At 49.4% G+C, this 16,157-nt stretch carries 13 protein-coding genes and 1 pseudogene; 2 read left to right on the forward strand and 12 right to left on the reverse strand.

From position 1 onward, the window contains the following. Positions 1 to 251: 251 nt before the first annotated feature. Positions 252 to 878: a serine protease gene (locus ACLHDD_RS11820; protein WP_427104258.1), complete on the forward strand. Its 627-nt coding sequence runs from the start codon at positions 252 to 254 to the stop codon at positions 876 to 878. 48 nt (positions 879 to 926) lie between these two features. On the opposite strand, the gene ACLHDD_RS11825 is transcribed toward ACLHDD_RS11820, so the two are convergent. The 8 genes from ACLHDD_RS11825 to ACLHDD_RS11860 form a co-directional block, all read right to left on the reverse strand. After that, positions 927 to 1,850, reverse strand: a complete 924-nt coding sequence (locus ACLHDD_RS11825; protein ID WP_427104259.1) for a fimbrial protein — start codon at positions 1,848 to 1,850, stop codon at positions 927 to 929. 167 nt (positions 1,851 to 2,017) lie between these two features. Further along, on the reverse strand, positions 2,018 to 2,578 hold the full coding sequence (locus tag ACLHDD_RS11830; protein WP_427104260.1) for a fimbrial protein: 561 nt from the start codon (positions 2,576 to 2,578) through the stop codon (positions 2,018 to 2,020). After that, entirely contained in the window at positions 2,578 to 3,090 is a 513-nt protein-coding gene (locus tag ACLHDD_RS11835) for a fimbrial protein (protein WP_427104261.1), read from the reverse strand. Before ACLHDD_RS11835 ends, ACLHDD_RS11830 begins: the two co-directional genes overlap by 1 nt. 12 nt (positions 3,091 to 3,102) lie before the next feature. Beyond that, positions 3,103 to 3,651, reverse strand: a complete 549-nt coding sequence (locus ACLHDD_RS11840; protein ID WP_427104262.1) for a fimbrial protein — start codon at positions 3,649 to 3,651, stop codon at positions 3,103 to 3,105. Between the two features lie 271 nt (positions 3,652 to 3,922). Further along, on the reverse strand, positions 3,923 to 4,669 hold the full coding sequence (locus ACLHDD_RS11845; protein WP_427104263.1) for a fimbria/pilus periplasmic chaperone: 747 nt from the start codon (positions 4,667 to 4,669) through the stop codon (positions 3,923 to 3,925). 26 nt (positions 4,670 to 4,695) lie between these two features. Further along, the gene (locus ACLHDD_RS11850; RefSeq protein ID WP_427104264.1) at positions 4,696 to 7,245 is read right to left on the reverse strand and encodes an outer membrane usher protein; all 2,550 of its coding nucleotides are present in this window, start codon (positions 7,243 to 7,245) and stop codon (positions 4,696 to 4,698) included. Between the two features lie 590 nt (positions 7,246 to 7,835). Further along, positions 7,836 to 8,381, reverse strand: a complete 546-nt coding sequence (locus ACLHDD_RS11855; protein WP_427104265.1) for a fimbrial protein — start codon at positions 8,379 to 8,381, stop codon at positions 7,836 to 7,838. A 1,107-nt stretch (positions 8,382 to 9,488) separates the two neighbouring features. Then, the gene (locus tag ACLHDD_RS11860; RefSeq protein WP_427104266.1) at positions 9,489 to 10,049 is read right to left on the reverse strand and encodes a helix-turn-helix transcriptional regulator; all 561 of its coding nucleotides are present in this window, start codon (positions 10,047 to 10,049) and stop codon (positions 9,489 to 9,491) included. A 472-nt stretch (positions 10,050 to 10,521) separates the two neighbouring features. On the opposite strand from ACLHDD_RS11860, the pseudogene ACLHDD_RS11865 reads away from it, so the two are divergent. Then, positions 10,522 to 10,955: pseudogene (locus ACLHDD_RS11865) on the forward strand (serine protease); the annotation flags it as partial. Here the strand turns inward: ACLHDD_RS11865 and ACLHDD_RS11870 are convergent. The 4 genes from ACLHDD_RS11870 to recJ all read right to left on the reverse strand — a co-directional run bounded on the left by ACLHDD_RS11870 (position 10,952) and on the right by recJ (position 16,157). Next, positions 10,952 to 11,446, reverse strand: coding sequence for a cupin domain-containing protein (locus tag ACLHDD_RS11870; protein ID WP_427104267.1), 495 nt, complete (start codon positions 11,444 to 11,446; stop codon positions 10,952 to 10,954). The pseudogene ACLHDD_RS11865 and the gene ACLHDD_RS11870 sit on opposite strands and share 4 nt — an antisense overlap. Positions 11,447 to 11,563: 117 nt before the next feature. Next, the gene (gene lysS / locus ACLHDD_RS11875) at positions 11,564 to 13,084 is read right to left on the reverse strand and encodes a lysine--tRNA ligase (RefSeq protein ID WP_427104268.1); all 1,521 of its coding nucleotides are present in this window, start codon (positions 13,082 to 13,084) and stop codon (positions 11,564 to 11,566) included. Between the two features lie 9 nt (positions 13,085 to 13,093). Further along, positions 13,094 to 14,192 (reverse strand): peptide chain release factor 2 gene (gene prfB, locus ACLHDD_RS11880; protein ID WP_111142219.1). Its coding sequence is split into 2 segments (ribosomal slippage): positions 13,094 to 14,116 and positions 14,118 to 14,192, totalling 1,098 coding nucleotides; the frame shifts between segments, so codons are not numbered across the junction. A gap of 228 nt (positions 14,193 to 14,420) precedes the next feature. Continuing rightward, positions 14,421 to 16,157, reverse strand: a complete 1,737-nt coding sequence (recJ, locus tag ACLHDD_RS11885) for a single-stranded-DNA-specific exonuclease RecJ (protein ID WP_427104269.1) — start codon at positions 16,155 to 16,157, stop codon at positions 14,421 to 14,423.

Genomic DNA, 16,157 nt, shown 5'->3' on the forward strand with positions numbered 1-16,157 from the left:
TCACGCGAAGTATTACAGCATAACCCCGATGCACGACATAGCCTGTACGCCGCAAAGGATTATTGCCTGGAACGCAATAATCCCAGGGATTCGCTGCTGTGATAACCACCCCGGCTGACCATATCGGGTTGTAATTTTTCACTCAGCGTTTACGCTTTTTAACCGGGCATGGATTAATAAATCCGTAGCCTTGCCGATATATCCCTGATGAATAGCCATTTAATCATCCATTTCTGACGCAGGGAGAGAGAATGCAACGACTTATAGCCTTGCTGGTTTTTGGCTTAACAGGTTGCTCAGTCGGTCATTATGAGTACAGTCGGGAAGCAGAAAAACGGGTTGATATGACGGTGACCGGTATTCCCACCATACTGGGTTTAGGTACGCTAGGTACCACCATCCCGCTCACGCCGGAGTACAGTCTGACCGCCGCGCACGTGGCGAAATTTTCGCTTTACCGGGTCAAAGCCTGGCATCCGGAATGCGATCTGGCCGTGGTTTACCATAGGAACAGCGAACAGAATCTGCCCCCCAGCTTTCGCAACAGCCATATCGGTGACCAGGTGAATCTCTACGGCTACAGTTTTATTTCCGCTATGCCGGTCAGCTCCAGTGGGCAGAACCTGATTAATACCACGCTGGCCAATAGCTGGAATAAACCCGCGTGCGTCGTGGTCGCGGCCAATGCGGGGGTGGTAAAAGGCATGTCGGGCGGCGCGGTGTATAACGCCTCTGACGACACGCTGGCAGGTGTGATTATTGGTTACAGCAATAACATTGATGACAACGCCACCGGCAAAACGCTCTATAAGAACGTAGCGCTCTATGTGCCATACGCGCGTTTTGAAACCTGGCTGCATCAGGTGATTAAATCCTGATATTGATGCATCCTGAGCAGCCGGTTGAATCAGAACGACCCTTGTGTGTCAGATTTCGGTCACAATAAGCGTGGCTGAAGCCGTGAAGTCGCCGGTTGCAATATTGCCGGCAGGTGTCGACGGGTTTTTTAACAGGCTGAAGACCAGATTAGCGACATCTGAGCCTCCTGCTGGCACGTTCATGATGAAAGCGGAACTGGAGTGTATGGGAACTCCATCTTTACTCATGCTGACGCCCAGCGCCGGGTTACTGGTGACCATCTGGGAGGGAGACCAGGAAACAGGTGTCATATTCAGCGTAACCAGGAAATTATGTGCACTGCCGCCTGTGCAGTTCAGCGTAAAGCTTTTGGTTTTGTCATAGATACCGCCAGCCTGAGTGGAGATTTCAGCGCGTTCAACCTCACCAAAAGCGACATCAATACTCGGGGTTGTTGCGCTACAGGTGTCCGCCGCCACGCGATTAATGGGCACAGTACATCTGACGTTATTCATGGGAATTCCATAATCCAGTCCCCAGACATACCACGTCCTGGAATAGTTAACTATCGTAACGCTCAGGCAAAGATTGGCGTAATCCCAGTAGGTTGTCTGATCGAAAGCACTTGCTGGTGAGAAAGTGCCTCGCAGCCTGTTTACGCCATCCAGAAACAGTTTTGCGGCGTTGCCCCATGTCCCGAGGCTGACATTTTGCACGCCTATAAATTTTTGATAAAGGATACCGCTTGCTAATTCGCAACTGGTATCAGAGGAACAGCTTGCCAGATACAAATAGAGATAACTCCCACCGGGATTAACAGACAATGGCAGGGGAATTGTTACGCCATCATGCGCATCGGAAATTTTCGTCAGTACAAAATCCTGATGCTTACCGCACCTGCCCTCATGCCCCCCATTCGGTCCAAAGCAGGTCAGTGTAAAATCATAGGCGCTGGCATTGGTACTCCACAGCCAGATTAAAAAAACTGCCATCGCTATCTTCTGCAAAAACAAGCACGCTAACTTTATTAACTTCATCATCACTTTCTCTCACTGAACTTATTACCTTCCTGTCAGGAATGGCTACCCGGATACAGATTCAGCCAGGCTGATCCAAAAAGCCGACAGCCGCTGATATAGCTGATGCGATAACCCGCCTGCTATTCATAATTAAGCGTGAAATTCGCCACCGCATTAAATGGCCCTCTGACAATCGTGCGATTTTTTAAAGCCGTTGGTTTAGCCTGTACATAGCCTTTTAATATCAGTTCGGTGGTGCCTGACATCAGCCTGAAAGCCGGCGTTACTTTTTTAAAGGGAATTGCCGTGCCCTCAGTGGTTTCCAGACCGATTGCAATGCCGCTCGCTGTGCCTGATACGGCTAACATATCGGTCAGCTCGCTGTCCGTGGAGCCGCTAAAGGTCAGGGAGACTGTCGAACCCAGTGATAGATCGCAGTCAAGTAATCGCACGGTAAATGGCTGACTGTGAATTCGCTGATTGATATAGAGGTATTTATCGATAATGGTTCCAAAATCGAGCTCAATGCTTTCCGTCGCGGGGTCAAGCACGCAGGGTTCAGCAACAAGATTCCCCGAAAATTTCAGGTTGTCTGTAACGGCCCCCGATTTGCCCTGGAAAAAGAGCATTAAAAACAGGAGCAGAACTGGCATCGTTTTTTTTAATCTGTTTTGAAAAAGAACCCATTCATTTCTTCCCATTATTCATACTCCGCCAGCAGTGTCGCTGTTGCGCTGAAAACACCTTCAGTCAATGCCTGCCCCGAGGTCACGGGAACAGCCTGAAGTACAGGAGGATGACGATAATCAATGATGAAAGGCTGATTAATCACGATAGCGGAGCCGTTTTGCAAAACTTTAATACCCAGGCCACTGACATTAGTGGTAATAGCCCCTGTGTTATACAGCGTCTGAGTACCTTTTATAGTCATCTTTAATGTCGCCGCATCATCAGGACTCTCACATTCAAGCTGATAATCGATGGGTTGAATGTAACGCTGGCCATCCACTTTTTTCACCCCAACATTACCAAAAGCGACCTCAATGATCTTATCGTTGCTAATATGACAGGGCTTACGCTTCAATGTACCGTGAAGCGTTACCTTAAGCGTGTCGCCTTTCTCAACGGCGCAGGCGAAGGAGGGAAATAAAAGCTGCAGGGCTGCGAAAGTCAGCAGCTTCAGGCTTAATAGCGTTTGCAGAGGGACTTTCATCGTTATTAATCCTTAATTATAGGCCACTTCCAGCGTTGCGGAGGCAGAGAACTCTTGTCCGTTAACTAAAGAGGCACCTGCTTTTTTTACTATCACCAGATCGAGTTGCGGGGGTGAGGCGGCATTAATTGTAAACCAGGTATTCGGCCTGACCTGTTTGTTGTTGTGACGCAGTTCAATCCCCAGACCTTTATTATCTGTTTTTAGCAGTGTCCAGTTAAAAATCGCTGAGGTTCCTACCCACCGCATCTGAATACTTTTTCCGTTCGCATCACCTTCACATTTCAATGTGTAAGGCAGCGTTCTCTTATAGTTATCGCCGGTAATTTCGTCGATCCAGACCTCACCAAACTCGATATTGATCTCTTTGTCACCGTTGAATGTACAGGCAGCATTAGCCACTACCGTCCCCGTTATATTAATGGCAAGAGGGTTCACATTAATGGCGCTGTTTGCATATAAAGGCTGAAACGCAAGATAACTTAAAATAGTGAAAAATATTCTCATGAATCCCGACAGGCCAAAGCATTTCAGACAATGTGCGCTGGTTTTTACCGGCATAATCGTAGCCTCAATCGTCGTTCAGGCGAAAATAAGTGGCTCACTGCGGTTGCCCAAACGGATATTACGCAAGCGGCTCTCCTGCATAGCGCATGCGAGGTTGGATCCTCTGACGTGCAGAGGGGTATTCGTAACGGTGGGTGCCACAAAGTTGCATCAGCAACAGCCTGCCTACTGTCCGGTACCCTTCTCCGGTTGATGTAAGCATTCAGGCATCCGCCACCCGTCTGTATCTGTCTTACTGCTTTTCAGGCGTTGCGACATGTGAGCATCAGCCATCTTTATATTCACCCACTCTGCACTCCACGCTGCTGCAACGAAAAATCAGTTTTGGTCGTCCGCCATAATCATTGATGAATGAAAGCTCAGGTGCATTGCCCATCCTCTCAGCGCTGACAGGCATTACCATGCTGCTTTGTGGCGCGATCATTACTGGCTTCATTTCAGCAATATCTTTGTTAGCAACACTGACAGTCGCTATAGTAAAAAAATAGGGCGTGGAGTTGTTTACCCGGTATTTTCCCCCTTCCCGCGTCAGCGTGATTTTATCCTTCCATATATTTATCATTTCCACCGAATTTTTCATCAGTGCGTGAGGGCGGTAAAACATTTTGATCCGCGTCTGCAAGGCAATCTGCAGGGTGTTTGGCTTGTTACTTTTCGGCGGAATCTCACGCAGATTAAAGTAAAAGAGCGTTTCTCTATCCTGCTTCAGCAGGTTTACCCCCCCTACTGACTGAATTTTAAGCTGACTTTTTGCTGAAGGCTCAATACGCTGCAAGGGTGGCAGCAAAATAAATGGGGAGTCAATTTTTTTCCCTTCCGCATCTTCAATCCATCCCTGTGCCAGATAAGGCAGCTCTTTATTTTTATTTGTAATGCTTACGCTCATTGATTTATTACCGCCATCATAAACGATGCGTGTACGATCCAGCGCGATAGCAGCATTGGCCTGATGTATAAATGCAGCCCCTATAAACAGACTGATAAAAAAAGATGATAATTTTTTAAAATTCATTACAAACCTCATTCAATAATGCCAGATCAAATCTTATTCCCGATGACTGTTTCACAGGGTAAAAGCAAAGCGCTAGCTAAAGAAGGCAATGGCTTGGGTAAAGTAATACTGCATTGTTCTTTCCCGTCCCACTTTACATTCATTTTTTCTCCCGCATTGATACCGGTTAACCAGACACTGCCATCATCATTAACAATACCGGTCTGGTAACCATGACCATTTTCAATAATCGCACCAAAAGGAGGAGATTTTCCATCTGAAAGTCTGACAACAGCCATTGCTTTTTCACCCGCAATAACCCCCATTTTCCTGTAGCCAATTGCACCTTCTGTCAGCGAACTTTGTACTACTGAACGTGTTGCATCGACATTATCAGCCAGCCTGTCAAGATCGATGTGAACAGTGCTACGGTAATAATTATTTAAATCGCCAATTACGCCTTTACCGGCAAAATTACTGTGGCTCACCCCACCGTTACCAACGAGCGGAACGCCAGAGACGCCGTCTGTGTCGATCATCATCCGCGTGCCTCCCAGTGTTGTAACACGATGCAGTGCCACACCTTTTGCCGTCGCCGTTGCCCCGCCCTGCAATGACAATCCGACAGCACTGTAATAACTGTCGTTGTAGCTTGCGGTTGCCGTTACACTGGTCAGGTCACCATCACGTGTATAAAAACCGCCCGCACCAGCCCTTCCATCAGAACCGATGCCTGCACTTATCTGATAATTACTATTGTTATCGATTCGCTGGCTGTAATTGACATTATGCGAAGCTCGACCTTTAAAGTACTGGTTACTGTAACTGACTGACGCGTTATTTCCCCAGGGGACGCTGAGCATCATAAAAGCCCCGTCGTCATGCAGACCATTGTAGACTGAACGATATGCAGTGAGGTTTACGCTAAGATTCTTCAAGCGCATAAAATCAAAATATTTCGCCAGCGAGAACGTGTAGTTATCGTTTTCTGGCCGATCCCAATAGGTCTGATGACTGTAGTTTAAATAACTGCTCAGGCCTGACGATTCAAATTGCTTATTTAAGGTCACGGTATAGAGTTCTTTACCCCGGCCAATATTGGTGCCCAGATAACGTAATTCCAGATACTGGGACATGCTGAGATAATCCCGTTCTGAAAAGCGATAGCCAGCAAAAGTGACCTGACTGTTCAGTTCCTCAAAACGCTTGGAATAACTCATTCTGTAAGATTCGCCTGCTTTACTGCTTCGATCAGAAAAACGCGCGCGCGACTGCGTCACGTCTACTGATAGTGCGCCAAGCGTCAGCAAGTCTCGCCCTAGTCCAAGAGAGAGTGCATTGTAATTACCGCCCAGAATTGAGCCGCCATAGAGTGACCAGCCGTTATTAATACCCCATGAAAATTCACTACTCGCAAATCCCGGGCCACGGGTCTGCCGTAAATAATCAGATGGCTGACCAATGGCCATTTTATACCGTACAAGACCAGGTCGGGTCAGATAAGGAATATTGGATGTGTTGATTTGAAACGTACGCACAGTACCGTCCTGCTCTTTAATCTGGACGTCTAACGTACCGGAGACGGCTGAACTTAAATCCTGTATACGAAACGGGCCAGCAGCAACCTGAGTTTCATAAATGACTCGCCCCTCCTGCCTCACCGTCACTTTTGCATCTGTTTTAGCCACACCGCTGACTTCAGGAGCATAGCCACGCAGATTAGGAGGCAGCATACCGTCATCTGAAATCAGGCTGGCACCCATAAACCGAAAACTGTCGAAGATATCGGAAAAGAAGTAGTTCTCCCCCAGTGTCAGTCTGGCACCCAAAGCACCAATAGCACGATACATATAGTAACGGCTCATCCTCAGACTATGCTGCGACGATTTTCCAGCCCCCGAGCGATGATTATAATTTCCCTGCCAGTCACCACGCAATCGCCATGGTCCGGCATTAATACCGACCACACCATTGCCGCTAACATCCTGTTCACTATTATTATTTTCACCATGGGTTTTGTTAAGTGCATTCAGGCTATAGTCAAAAATCCCGCCCGCAATACCCTGATCCCAGCGTGAAGGTGGATCCCAGCTGTCAGAAATGTATTCGATATAAACCTGCGGAATAGAAATATCCAGCGCATTTTCAGCCAGATTTCCTTTCGCCTGCGCGCCTGGTAATGAAGAGAGGTCAACACATTGCCCGCCATTTTGCCAGGCTAACTGCTTTTCCGCACTCTTCTTCAGGCCGATCTGCTCTGCAATCGCCGCAGTAATACAGGGCTCACTTCCACTGGGATTACTCTCAGGAGCCTTAAATTCCACATCAATTTCATTCAACTGATGATGGTTCACACGTAGTACCATGTGATATTTTCCTGGCATCAGATAACCTGCCCGTGAAAAATGGCTCAGATCAATATGCTGACGATCTCTGACATCCAGTACGTCAGTGTTAAACTGAATATCCTGTTCGCTTAGAGAATCTGTGGCTTCGGCATTAAAATTACCACCTAAAACGAACAGTGCACTGATAAATAAAGGATTAACTTTACTGTTTGCTTTTTTCAGCTCTACTTTTTTATGCTTTGCATTCATCAGCAATAATCCATTTTAAACGAATAGTAATCTGAACAATCCCTGGTCAGAATTATCACCGGCTACCAATCTAAAATTAAATTTAAGAATCATACTGCCGGATTATGACACCTGGTATAAATCATCCCGGATTCTGACAGCCCCCCTGCACTACTAAACATCTGACTAGCATTCTGTTCTTCTGGTAATCAAAAAAGATCTGCTCGTTATAGTTTTATTAAAATTTACCGAATGGCTCATCCGTTAGCTGTATGACAAAGCGGGTTGTATCAAATAACCTACCAGCGCCATTCTGAGTGACCTTCATGTGTCCAGCTCATCATTGGTTACTGTGGTTAACAGGAACGTTTAATGCTTTTTAGGTTTGTAACGCCTGTTAATACCAACAATTCTGCGAGAATCCATAATTGTGTCAGCTGACTGAATTTGCCTTCTGTTCAGTGTCACTGGCAGACCAGACAAAATAAAGTGATTTAAAAAGTCCCACTGCCGGGAAAAATGATCTTTTCACCGGTCATCGAATAACACACTCTGATAGTGCAAATTTAAAAAAGCAGGCGTCTTAACGCCTGCTTGTAAGGCGCCAGCTTTTACTCGTAAGCTAAAGTAAAGTTAGCGATGCTGGTGAACTGACCTGCAATAACGGGGTTCTGCGTATTATCCGTAGCCCCTTGCAGGAAGGCAGCATACTGCAGAGTCGCGGTAGTGGACGTATCGTTTAACGTGAAAGGCGTGCTGGCCGTGCCCAGCTTGACAGGCTTTTTGCCATCATCAGTGATAGCAATCCCTGCGCCTGAAGCCGTACCGCTGAGTGCAAGCAGTGAAGAGGTAGAATCAAAACTGGCGGCTTTACCTGTAAAAGTCGCCGTGACCGTCTTTTTGGCCAGAGAAGTAACATCACAGTCCTGCAGTTTAATTGAGAAAGCTACCGGAGAAGATGATTTACCGCCTTTCAGCGTTGAACTTGTCACCTGACCCAAATCAATGGTCTGCTCAACAGAGTCAGCAGAAATTGAGCAGGGTGCCTCAATGATTTCGCCTTTGAAGTTAACCACGCCATGCCCCTGGTCAGCTGCAAATACGGTGCTGCTTGCCAGGGCCATGCCCATAATCATCGCCAGTTTAATCTTTTTCATTTGTCTCATCCTTAAAGTAAATTCTGCCACTTGATAAAGCAGAGATTGCCACATAAAAAACTGGCCCATTAATAATGGGGCCGCTTTTTTATATTAAGTAGTGAGGTAAAGGCCCCCTGCCCTTACCGCCATATCGACTTGCTTATGACGGACGTATTTATACCTTCAGCCAATGAAAAAACGAAACAACTTGTGTATAGGAATTATCCAGACAGGATTCCATTCCTGCGCCACTTTCATTGCCAAATTGGAATATATAGACGCCTCCTCAATATTGCCGCCCGCTTTATTGTTAAGGAAATATTAAATTCAACCTGAATACTTTAGGATATTTCCAGCAACGCACCTTGCGCTAATCAGACCGATATGATTGACCTGATAGCAGATATCTGGAAATAAAAGCTATTCTGTTATCAAAATGGACTCATATTGCAATCAGGATGACAAATAATAATACACTGAAGCAGGGACATCGTGCGCTGTTCTCTGGCATTAAGACTGTTAACGGTAAGACGTTCCGCGCATCTGTTACAGGTTTTAACCGGAAAACTCTGTCAGGGAGAGTAATGTTACTCTGGTCTAAACGGCGTGATCGTTACTCCAGGCAGTCGTTTAATCGTGTTGCCCCTTCCTGATTTAAACGATGTGAAACCTGACAGGCTGAAACAGCCTGTTATGTCTGTTTCAGGGTTTTTCCCGCTATGAGTGTCACTATCATTTTTCGTAACAGTAATAACCCATCCAGTCCTTACGAAAAGACGCAGAAAATTTGCTGGCTGTGAGCTGTGAGCTGTGAGCTGTGAGCTGTGAGCTGTGAGCTGTTAACAAGAGGGATGTAAGCAGACAATAAGTAAACCGTTTTGGCGTTATGCGAAAGAAAACATTGTTATAAAAGCGAAAATTATCCGAGGGCCTTTATTCTGCCATTCTGATTGGTGTGACAGGCAGATTGATGATTTTAAGCATTTTCGTTACGTCTGGCGACAGATTGCTGTCATCTTGAGTGATGGCCAGCATTGGTATGCAGGTAAAGAGGAGGTGACCGGCTCAATGCAGGCTAACCATCGCCTGCCGTTCAGCCGGATTTTTCAAAAAATATTCGCAGATTTACGCCATGCGGGACTCACCATGCAGGCTTTCATTGTCGCTATAAAACCAGGTAACGGTTTTATAAAATTCCAGACTGTTTTTGCATCGCCATTTTGACATGATTTTCCTTTTCAGATAGCTGATGTTCTTTTCAGTGCACTGGAAATAACGGGCAATTTTTTTATTGGATATGCCTCTGAACACCATATAGCAATATCGCCTCTCTTTAGCTGTAAGGCAAAGCTGGTGACGGATAGTTCCCCAATCCGAATGGTTACCCGAAATGGTAACATCATGAAGTAATGCAGCCATTGTCGCTATACTGACGTTGGCGGGCACCATCTTTATCTGTTCCATGCCCGCAAAGATGCTCAGTGTTTCGTATCGGTTTGCGGGGACAATAGCGATACTGTGTTTTTTTAAGGTCTTATATCTGTGATCAATATTCATTAACTCAATAAGACTAACCTGCCTGATTATCATGTGCTTGTTGATGACTGAGAAATCAGCCTTCACAATCTCTCTCACCCCATTAATCAAATAGATATCATTATCCAGAATAAAGATTTCGCTATTCATTATCATCAACCCAGTAGATTAATTCTCATTTGAAGAGATCCAGAACACACGTTGCCTCTCAGCTGAGTCGGCGAGCTATTTTATAATCAATGCTGCAAAAACAAGAGTTAAAAATGACAGGGAATAATTTACATCCGTTTCTTTTTAATCATCGGTGTTACTTAAAATTAAATTTAAAATAGCGAGCAATCAAATCTGAGACGTAAAAACCCTAAATTTTATAGAGTTATTCACCTCTGAAAAACATTTAAATAAGTAAGCAAACATATTTTACACAACATTAAACATCATATTGCACTAAAATCGTAATACCTGCGATGCCAGGTTCATTGCTTTAATGCTTTAAACTCAGATAACTATTACACCCTCTTTTTACCTGCTTAATTTAATTGAACACCTGGATGGTCAGTATCTGCAAGCTGGCTCTGTCATTCAGATTCTGACAGCTCACTCTGACTTTAACTTTTGACATGCCGAATATTCACTGTACCGGCTTAAAGTCTGGCATCCGGAATGCGATCTGGCCGTGATTTACCACACAAAGCGACGGAATCTGCCCCCAGCTTTCGCAATAGCCATATCGGTGATTGGGTGAATCTCTACGGCTACAGTTTTATTTCCGCTATGCCGGTCAGCTCCAGTGGGCAGAACCTGATTAATACCACGCTGGCGAACAGCTGGATTAAACCCGCGTGCGTCGTGGTTGCGGCCAATGCGGGGGTGGTAAAAGGCATGTCGGGCGACACAGTGTATAACGCCTCTGACGACACGCAGGAGGGTGTGATTATTGGTTACAGCAATAACATCGATGACAACGCCACCGGCAAAACGCTCTTCAAGAACGTAGCGCTCTACGTGCCATACGCGCATTTCGAAACCTGCCTGAAAAAGCCCCTGAAACCCTAAGGTTTTTTGTCGGGCAAACCAGGATGATCACCCATTAGCTGTTCAGGCGGATTCAGCCATTTGTCTTTACGGGTGGCTTCGTAGTCCGGGTTAAGCGGATAGGCTATACGATTCTCAGGCTTGCTGGTTTCACCTGCGACTAAAAAGCGGGCCTCATGCTCGCTGTTATTGATAAAGGTGTGGCAGATACCGGTACCCGCCGGAAAGGCCACTGCATCACCCGGCGACAGCGGATGCAGCTCGCCGTTGATCCAGGCGTCAGGATACCCTTCAAGCACAAAGATAAACTCCTCTTCCGCGCTCTCCGCGTGGGGATAGGACATGCGCCGTCCTGGCAAAAGCCTTTCATGGTGAATACCGAGGCGGGTTAATCCCAGCAATCTTCCCAGTGGCGCGCCTATCGACATGCGCTCATCACTGTCGGCATAATGTTCGTTATCCTCGCCTTCCAGCGTTTGCCAGTGACGAATACAGTCGGGCCGTTGTGTCATTATCGTTGCTCCGGATTGAGAAATTCAGTCAGGCAGAAAGAATCGCATCAGGCTTGCCAGGGCGAACCGCAGACATAAAAAAGGCCGGAAACCCGGCCTTCAATGCATGCTTAACGATTACTTGCTGCCTGGACGCAGCGCCGGGAACAGGATCACGTCGCGGATAGTGTGGCTGTTGGTAAACAGCATCACCATGCGGTCAATCCCGATGCCCAGACCGGCCGTTGGCGGCAGACCATGCTCCAGCGCGGTCACATAGTCTTCATCATAGAACATGGCCTCATCATCACCCGCATCTTTGGCATTCACCTGCTGCAGGAAACGTTCCGCCTGATCTTCGGCATCATTCAGCTCGGAGAAGCCGTTACCGATTTCACGGCCGCCAATAAAGAATTCAAAGCGATCGGTAATTTCAGGGTTCACATCGTTACGACGCGCCAGCGGAGAGACTTCAGCCGGATATTCGGTGATGAAAGTTGGCTGAATCAGATGCGCTTCTGCCGTCTCTTCGAATATCTCTGTGACGACGCGGCCCAGGCCCCAGCTTTTCTCGACCTTGATATGCAGCGACTCAGCAATCGCAACCGCTTTGTCGAAATCCTCCAGATCGGCCAGGTCCGTTTCCGGACGATATTTCTTGATCGCTTCGCGCATAGTCAGTTTTTCAAACGGCTTACCGAAATCAAACTCCTGCTCGCCGTATGGCACAACCGTGCTGCCCAGCACATCCTGCGCCAGCGTACGGAACAGGCTTTCGGTCAGTTCGATCAGATCTTTATAATCTGCGTAGGCCATATAGAGTTCCATCATGGTGAACTCAGGGTTATGGCGCGGCGAAATGCCTTCGTTACGGAAGTTACGGTTGATCTCGAACACGCGATCGAATCCGCCCACGACCAGACGCTTCAGGTAGAGTTCCGGCGCAATACGCAGATACATATCGATATCCAGCGCGTTGTGATGGGTGATGAACGGACGCGCAGACGCCCCGCCCGGGATCACCTGCATCATTGGCGTTTCCACTTCCATAAAGTCGCGGCCCACCATGAACTGACGGATGCCAGCCATGATCTGCGAACGAATTTTGAAGGTGTTACGCGACTCATCATTGGCGATGAGATCGAGGTAACGCTGACGATAACGGGTTTCCTGATCGGCCAGGCCGTGGAACTTGTCTGGCAGCGGACGCAGGGCTTTGGTCAGCAGGCGCAGTTCAGAACAGTGAATGGACAGTTCGCCAGTTTTCGTTTTGAACAGTTTACCGCGCGCGCCGAGAATATCGCCGAGATCCCACTTTTTGAACTGCTCGTTGTAGATGCCTTCGGCCAGGTCGTCACGCGCCACATAGAGCTGAATGCGACCGCCAACGTCCTGCAGGGTCACGAACGAGGCTTTACCCATAATACGACGGGTCATCATACGTCCGGCAACGCTGACTTCAATACCGAGATCTTCAAGCTCTTCGTTGCTTTTCTCATCATACTGCTCATGCAGCTGATTTGAGAGGCTGTCGCGACGGAAATCATTAGGGAACGCCACGCCATTAGCACGCAGTGCGCCTAGCTTTTCGCGACGCGTTTTCAGTTCGTTGTTTAACTCTACGGCGGCATCAGCGCTCTGCGGTTCTTGTTCAGACATGTCGGTTCCTTATAACCCTGCTTTTAAACTTGCTTCAATGAATCGGTCCAGATCGCCGTCCAGCACCGCCTGGGTGTTACGTGTTTCTACGCCAGTGCGCAGATCCTTGATGCGTGCGTCATCAAGAACGTAAGAACGGATCTGACTTCCCCAACCGATGTCGGACTTATTGTCTTCCAGCGCCTGTTTCTCAGCATTTTTCTTCTGCATCTCAAGCTCATAAAGCTTCGCTTTCATCTGCTTCATTGCCTGATCTTTATTCTTGTGCTGAGAGCGGTCGTTCTGACACTGGGTCACGGTGCCGGTTGGAATATGGGTAATACGTACGGCGGACTCTGTACGGTTAACGTGCTGGCCACCCGCACCGGATGCGCGGTAGACGTCAATACGCAGGTCAGCAGGGTTGATATCGATATCGATATCATCATCCACTTCCGGATAGATAAAGGCGGAGCTGAATGAGGTGTGACGACGGCCGCCGGAGTCGAACGGGCTCTTACGCACCAGGCGATGCACGCCCGTTTCGGTGCGTAACCAGCCAAAGGCGTAGTCGCCTGACACGCGAATGGTCACAGATTTAATGCCTGCGACTTCACCTTCAGACTCTTCAATAATTTCGGTTTTGAAACCTTTGGCTTCCGCCCAGCGCAGATACATACGCATCAGCATACTGGCCCAGTCCTGCGCTTCGGTGCCGCCAGAGCCAGCCTGCAGATCGATGTAACAATCGGCGCTGTCATACTGACCGGAGAACATGCGGCGGAATTCCAGCTCGCCCAGTTTGCTCTCAAGCCCATCCAGCTCGGCAACGGCTTCGTTGAAGGTTTCTTCATCTTCCGCTTCAACGGCCAGCTCAAGCAGGCCCTGTACATCTTCCAGACCCTGAGACATCTGCTCCAGCGTCTGTACGATTGCTTCCAGCGAGGAGCGCTCTTTGCCCAGCGCCTGGGCGCGTTCTGGCTCGTTCCAGACATCGGGCTGTTCCAGCTCCGCGTTTACTTCTTCGAGGCGTTCTTTCTTGGCATCGTAGTCAAAGATACCCCCGAAGAACGTCGCTGCGCTCACTGAGGTCCTGAATACGGTTTTTGACCGGGTTAATTTCAAACATGGCTTTGGCGTCTTTATTATGTTCGATGGGACAGGAAAATTAACCTGTAAGTTTACCCGAAAGTGTCGGCAGATTGTAGCGTTGAGACAGCGGGCAGATGCTGTGACTGCATGACCTGCCACCGCTGCCAGCAGGTCAGGGTGCCATTCGGGTTTCTGCTGCGGCTGAAAGGAGAGGCCATCGGCCTGACGCGCGTCCGCCATTTCTGCTGACGCGCGTCCCGCTGACTCAGTTCAGTGGCCTGAGGTGATCAATGATCAGCTGCACCGAGCGGTTACCGCGATACTCATTGATATCCAGTTTGTAGGCCAGTTCGACCTGCCGGACGCTGCTGTCAGGCCACAGCGTCGTATCGACATTGAAAGCGATACCGTCGATCAGCGGCCCGCCCTCAAGCGGCTCGACCATCACTTTCAGATGCCGCTCGCCCACCAGCCGCTGTTGCAGCAGCCTGAATTTGCCGTCGAATGCGGGTTCCGGGAAAGCCTGGCCCCAGGGGCCGGCTTCGCGCAGCATCTCCGCCGTCTGCAGTGAGAACTCCTGCGGCTGCAGCGCGCCATCTGACCAGATGATGCCCTGCAGGGATTCGCCATCCAGCCACTCACCCACCAGTTCGGCAAAGCGCTGACGAAACTCCTCATAGCGTTCCGTCTCCAGCGACAGGCCTGCCGCCATCGCGTGACCGCCAAACTTCAGCATCAGGCCTGGATTCAGCGTATCCAGCCGCTCCAGTGCATCGCGCAAATGCAGACCGGCAATCGAGCGGCCTGACCCTTTCAGTGTGCCGTCGCCCGCTGGCGCAAAGGCAATCACCGGGCGGTGAAAGCGTTCTTTCAGTCGTGACGCGAGGATCCCCACTACGCCCTGATGCCATTCGGGATGATAGAAAGCCAGTCCCAGCGGCAGGTCACGCTGTTCACGCTCCAGCGCCTGACAGAGCGCCAGTGCTTCGCTCTGCATGCCCTGCTCAATCTCTTTTCGGGTCTGATTGAGCGCATCCAGCTCGCTGGCCAGCATCCGCGCCTGGCTGAGATCGTCCGTCATTAACAGCGCCACGCCTACCGACATATCATCAAGGCGTCCTGCGGCATTGAGTCGGGGACCCAGCGCAAAACCGAGATCGCTGGCCGCCAGCTGGCGGGCATCGCGATTGGCAATCTCCAGCAGCGCACGGATGCCGGGACGGCATTTTCCGGCCCGAATCCGGCTGAGTCCCTGCCACACCAGAATGCGGTTATTCACATCGAGCGGCACCACGTCGGCGACCGTGCCGAGCGCCACCAGATCCAGCATTTCTGCCAGATTGGGTTCTGCACGGGTGGCGCCAAACCAGCCCTGAGTACGTAAGTGGGCACGCAGGGCCAGCATCAGATAGAACGCAACGCCGACACCGGCCAGAGCACGCGACGGAAAATCGCAATCGGGCAGATTGGGATTAACGATCGCCTCAGCGGCGGGCAGCGTCTCACCTGGCAGATGGTGGTCGGTGATCAGAACCGGAATACCATACTGATGCGCACACTCAACGCCTGCGTGAGAGGAGATGCCATTGTCGACCGTCAGGATCATCGCGGCACCGCGCGCGCGCGCCTGCTCAACGACTTCCGGGCTAAGGCCATAGCCATCTTCAAAGCGATTGGGCACCAGATACTGCACATTGTTGCCGCCCATACTGCGCAGCGCCATTACCGTCAGCGCGGTACTGGTTGCGCCATCCGCATCGAAGTCGCCCACAACCATAATGCGACGGCCATCCAGCAGCGCCGCATGCAGCAGCGCCACCGCGTCGTCAATCCCGCTCAGGGACTGAAACGGCAGCAGATTTCTGGCGCCGCGCTCCAGCTCCGCAGCGTCACGCACGCCGCGTTGCAGGTAGAGACGTTTCAGCAACGGCGGCAGGCTGGCCGGAAGCGCATCGTCAACCGTCACCTCTCGGCGACGGAGTTCCACATCCTGTTTTACCAC

It is taken from the genome of Pantoea sp. NSTU24 (assembly GCF_050157905.1).
Lineage (GTDB): Bacteria > Pseudomonadota > Gammaproteobacteria > Enterobacterales > Enterobacteriaceae > Pantoea.

Bases quoted from the DNA above. Each gene is read 5' to 3' on its own strand.
- ACLHDD_RS11870 (WP_427104267.1), bottom strand. From the start codon at position 11,446: ATGACACAACGGCCCGACTGTATTCGTCACTGGCAAACGCTGGAAGGC.
- ACLHDD_RS11850 (WP_427104264.1), bottom strand. From the start codon at position 7,245: ATGAATGCAAAGCATAAAAAAGTAGAGCTGAAAAAAGCAAACAGTAAA.
- ACLHDD_RS11860 (WP_427104266.1), bottom strand. From the start codon at position 10,049: ATGAATAGCGAAATCTTTATTCTGGATAATGATATCTATTTGATTAAT.
- ACLHDD_RS11835 (WP_427104261.1), bottom strand. From the start codon at position 3,090: ATGAAAGTCCCTCTGCAAACGCTATTAAGCCTGAAGCTGCTGACTTTC.
- ACLHDD_RS11830 (WP_427104260.1), bottom strand. From the start codon at position 2,578: ATGGGAAGAAATGAATGGGTTCTTTTTCAAAACAGATTAAAAAAAACG.
- ACLHDD_RS11845 (WP_427104263.1), bottom strand. From the start codon at position 4,669: ATGAATTTTAAAAAATTATCATCTTTTTTTATCAGTCTGTTTATAGGG.
- ACLHDD_RS11840 (WP_427104262.1), bottom strand. From the start codon at position 3,651: ATGCCGGTAAAAACCAGCGCACATTGTCTGAAATGCTTTGGCCTGTCG.
- ACLHDD_RS11825 (WP_427104259.1), bottom strand. From the start codon at position 1,850: ATGGCAGTTTTTTTAATCTGGCTGTGGAGTACCAATGCCAGCGCCTAT.
- ACLHDD_RS11855 (WP_427104265.1), bottom strand. From the start codon at position 8,381: ATGAAAAAGATTAAACTGGCGATGATTATGGGCATGGCCCTGGCAAGC.
- lysS (WP_427104268.1), bottom strand. From the start codon at position 13,084: ATGTCTGAACAAGAACCGCAGAGCGCTGATGCCGCCGTAGAGTTAAAC.
- ACLHDD_RS11820 (WP_427104258.1), top strand. From the start codon at position 252: ATGCAACGACTTATAGCCTTGCTGGTTTTTGGCTTAACAGGTTGCTCA.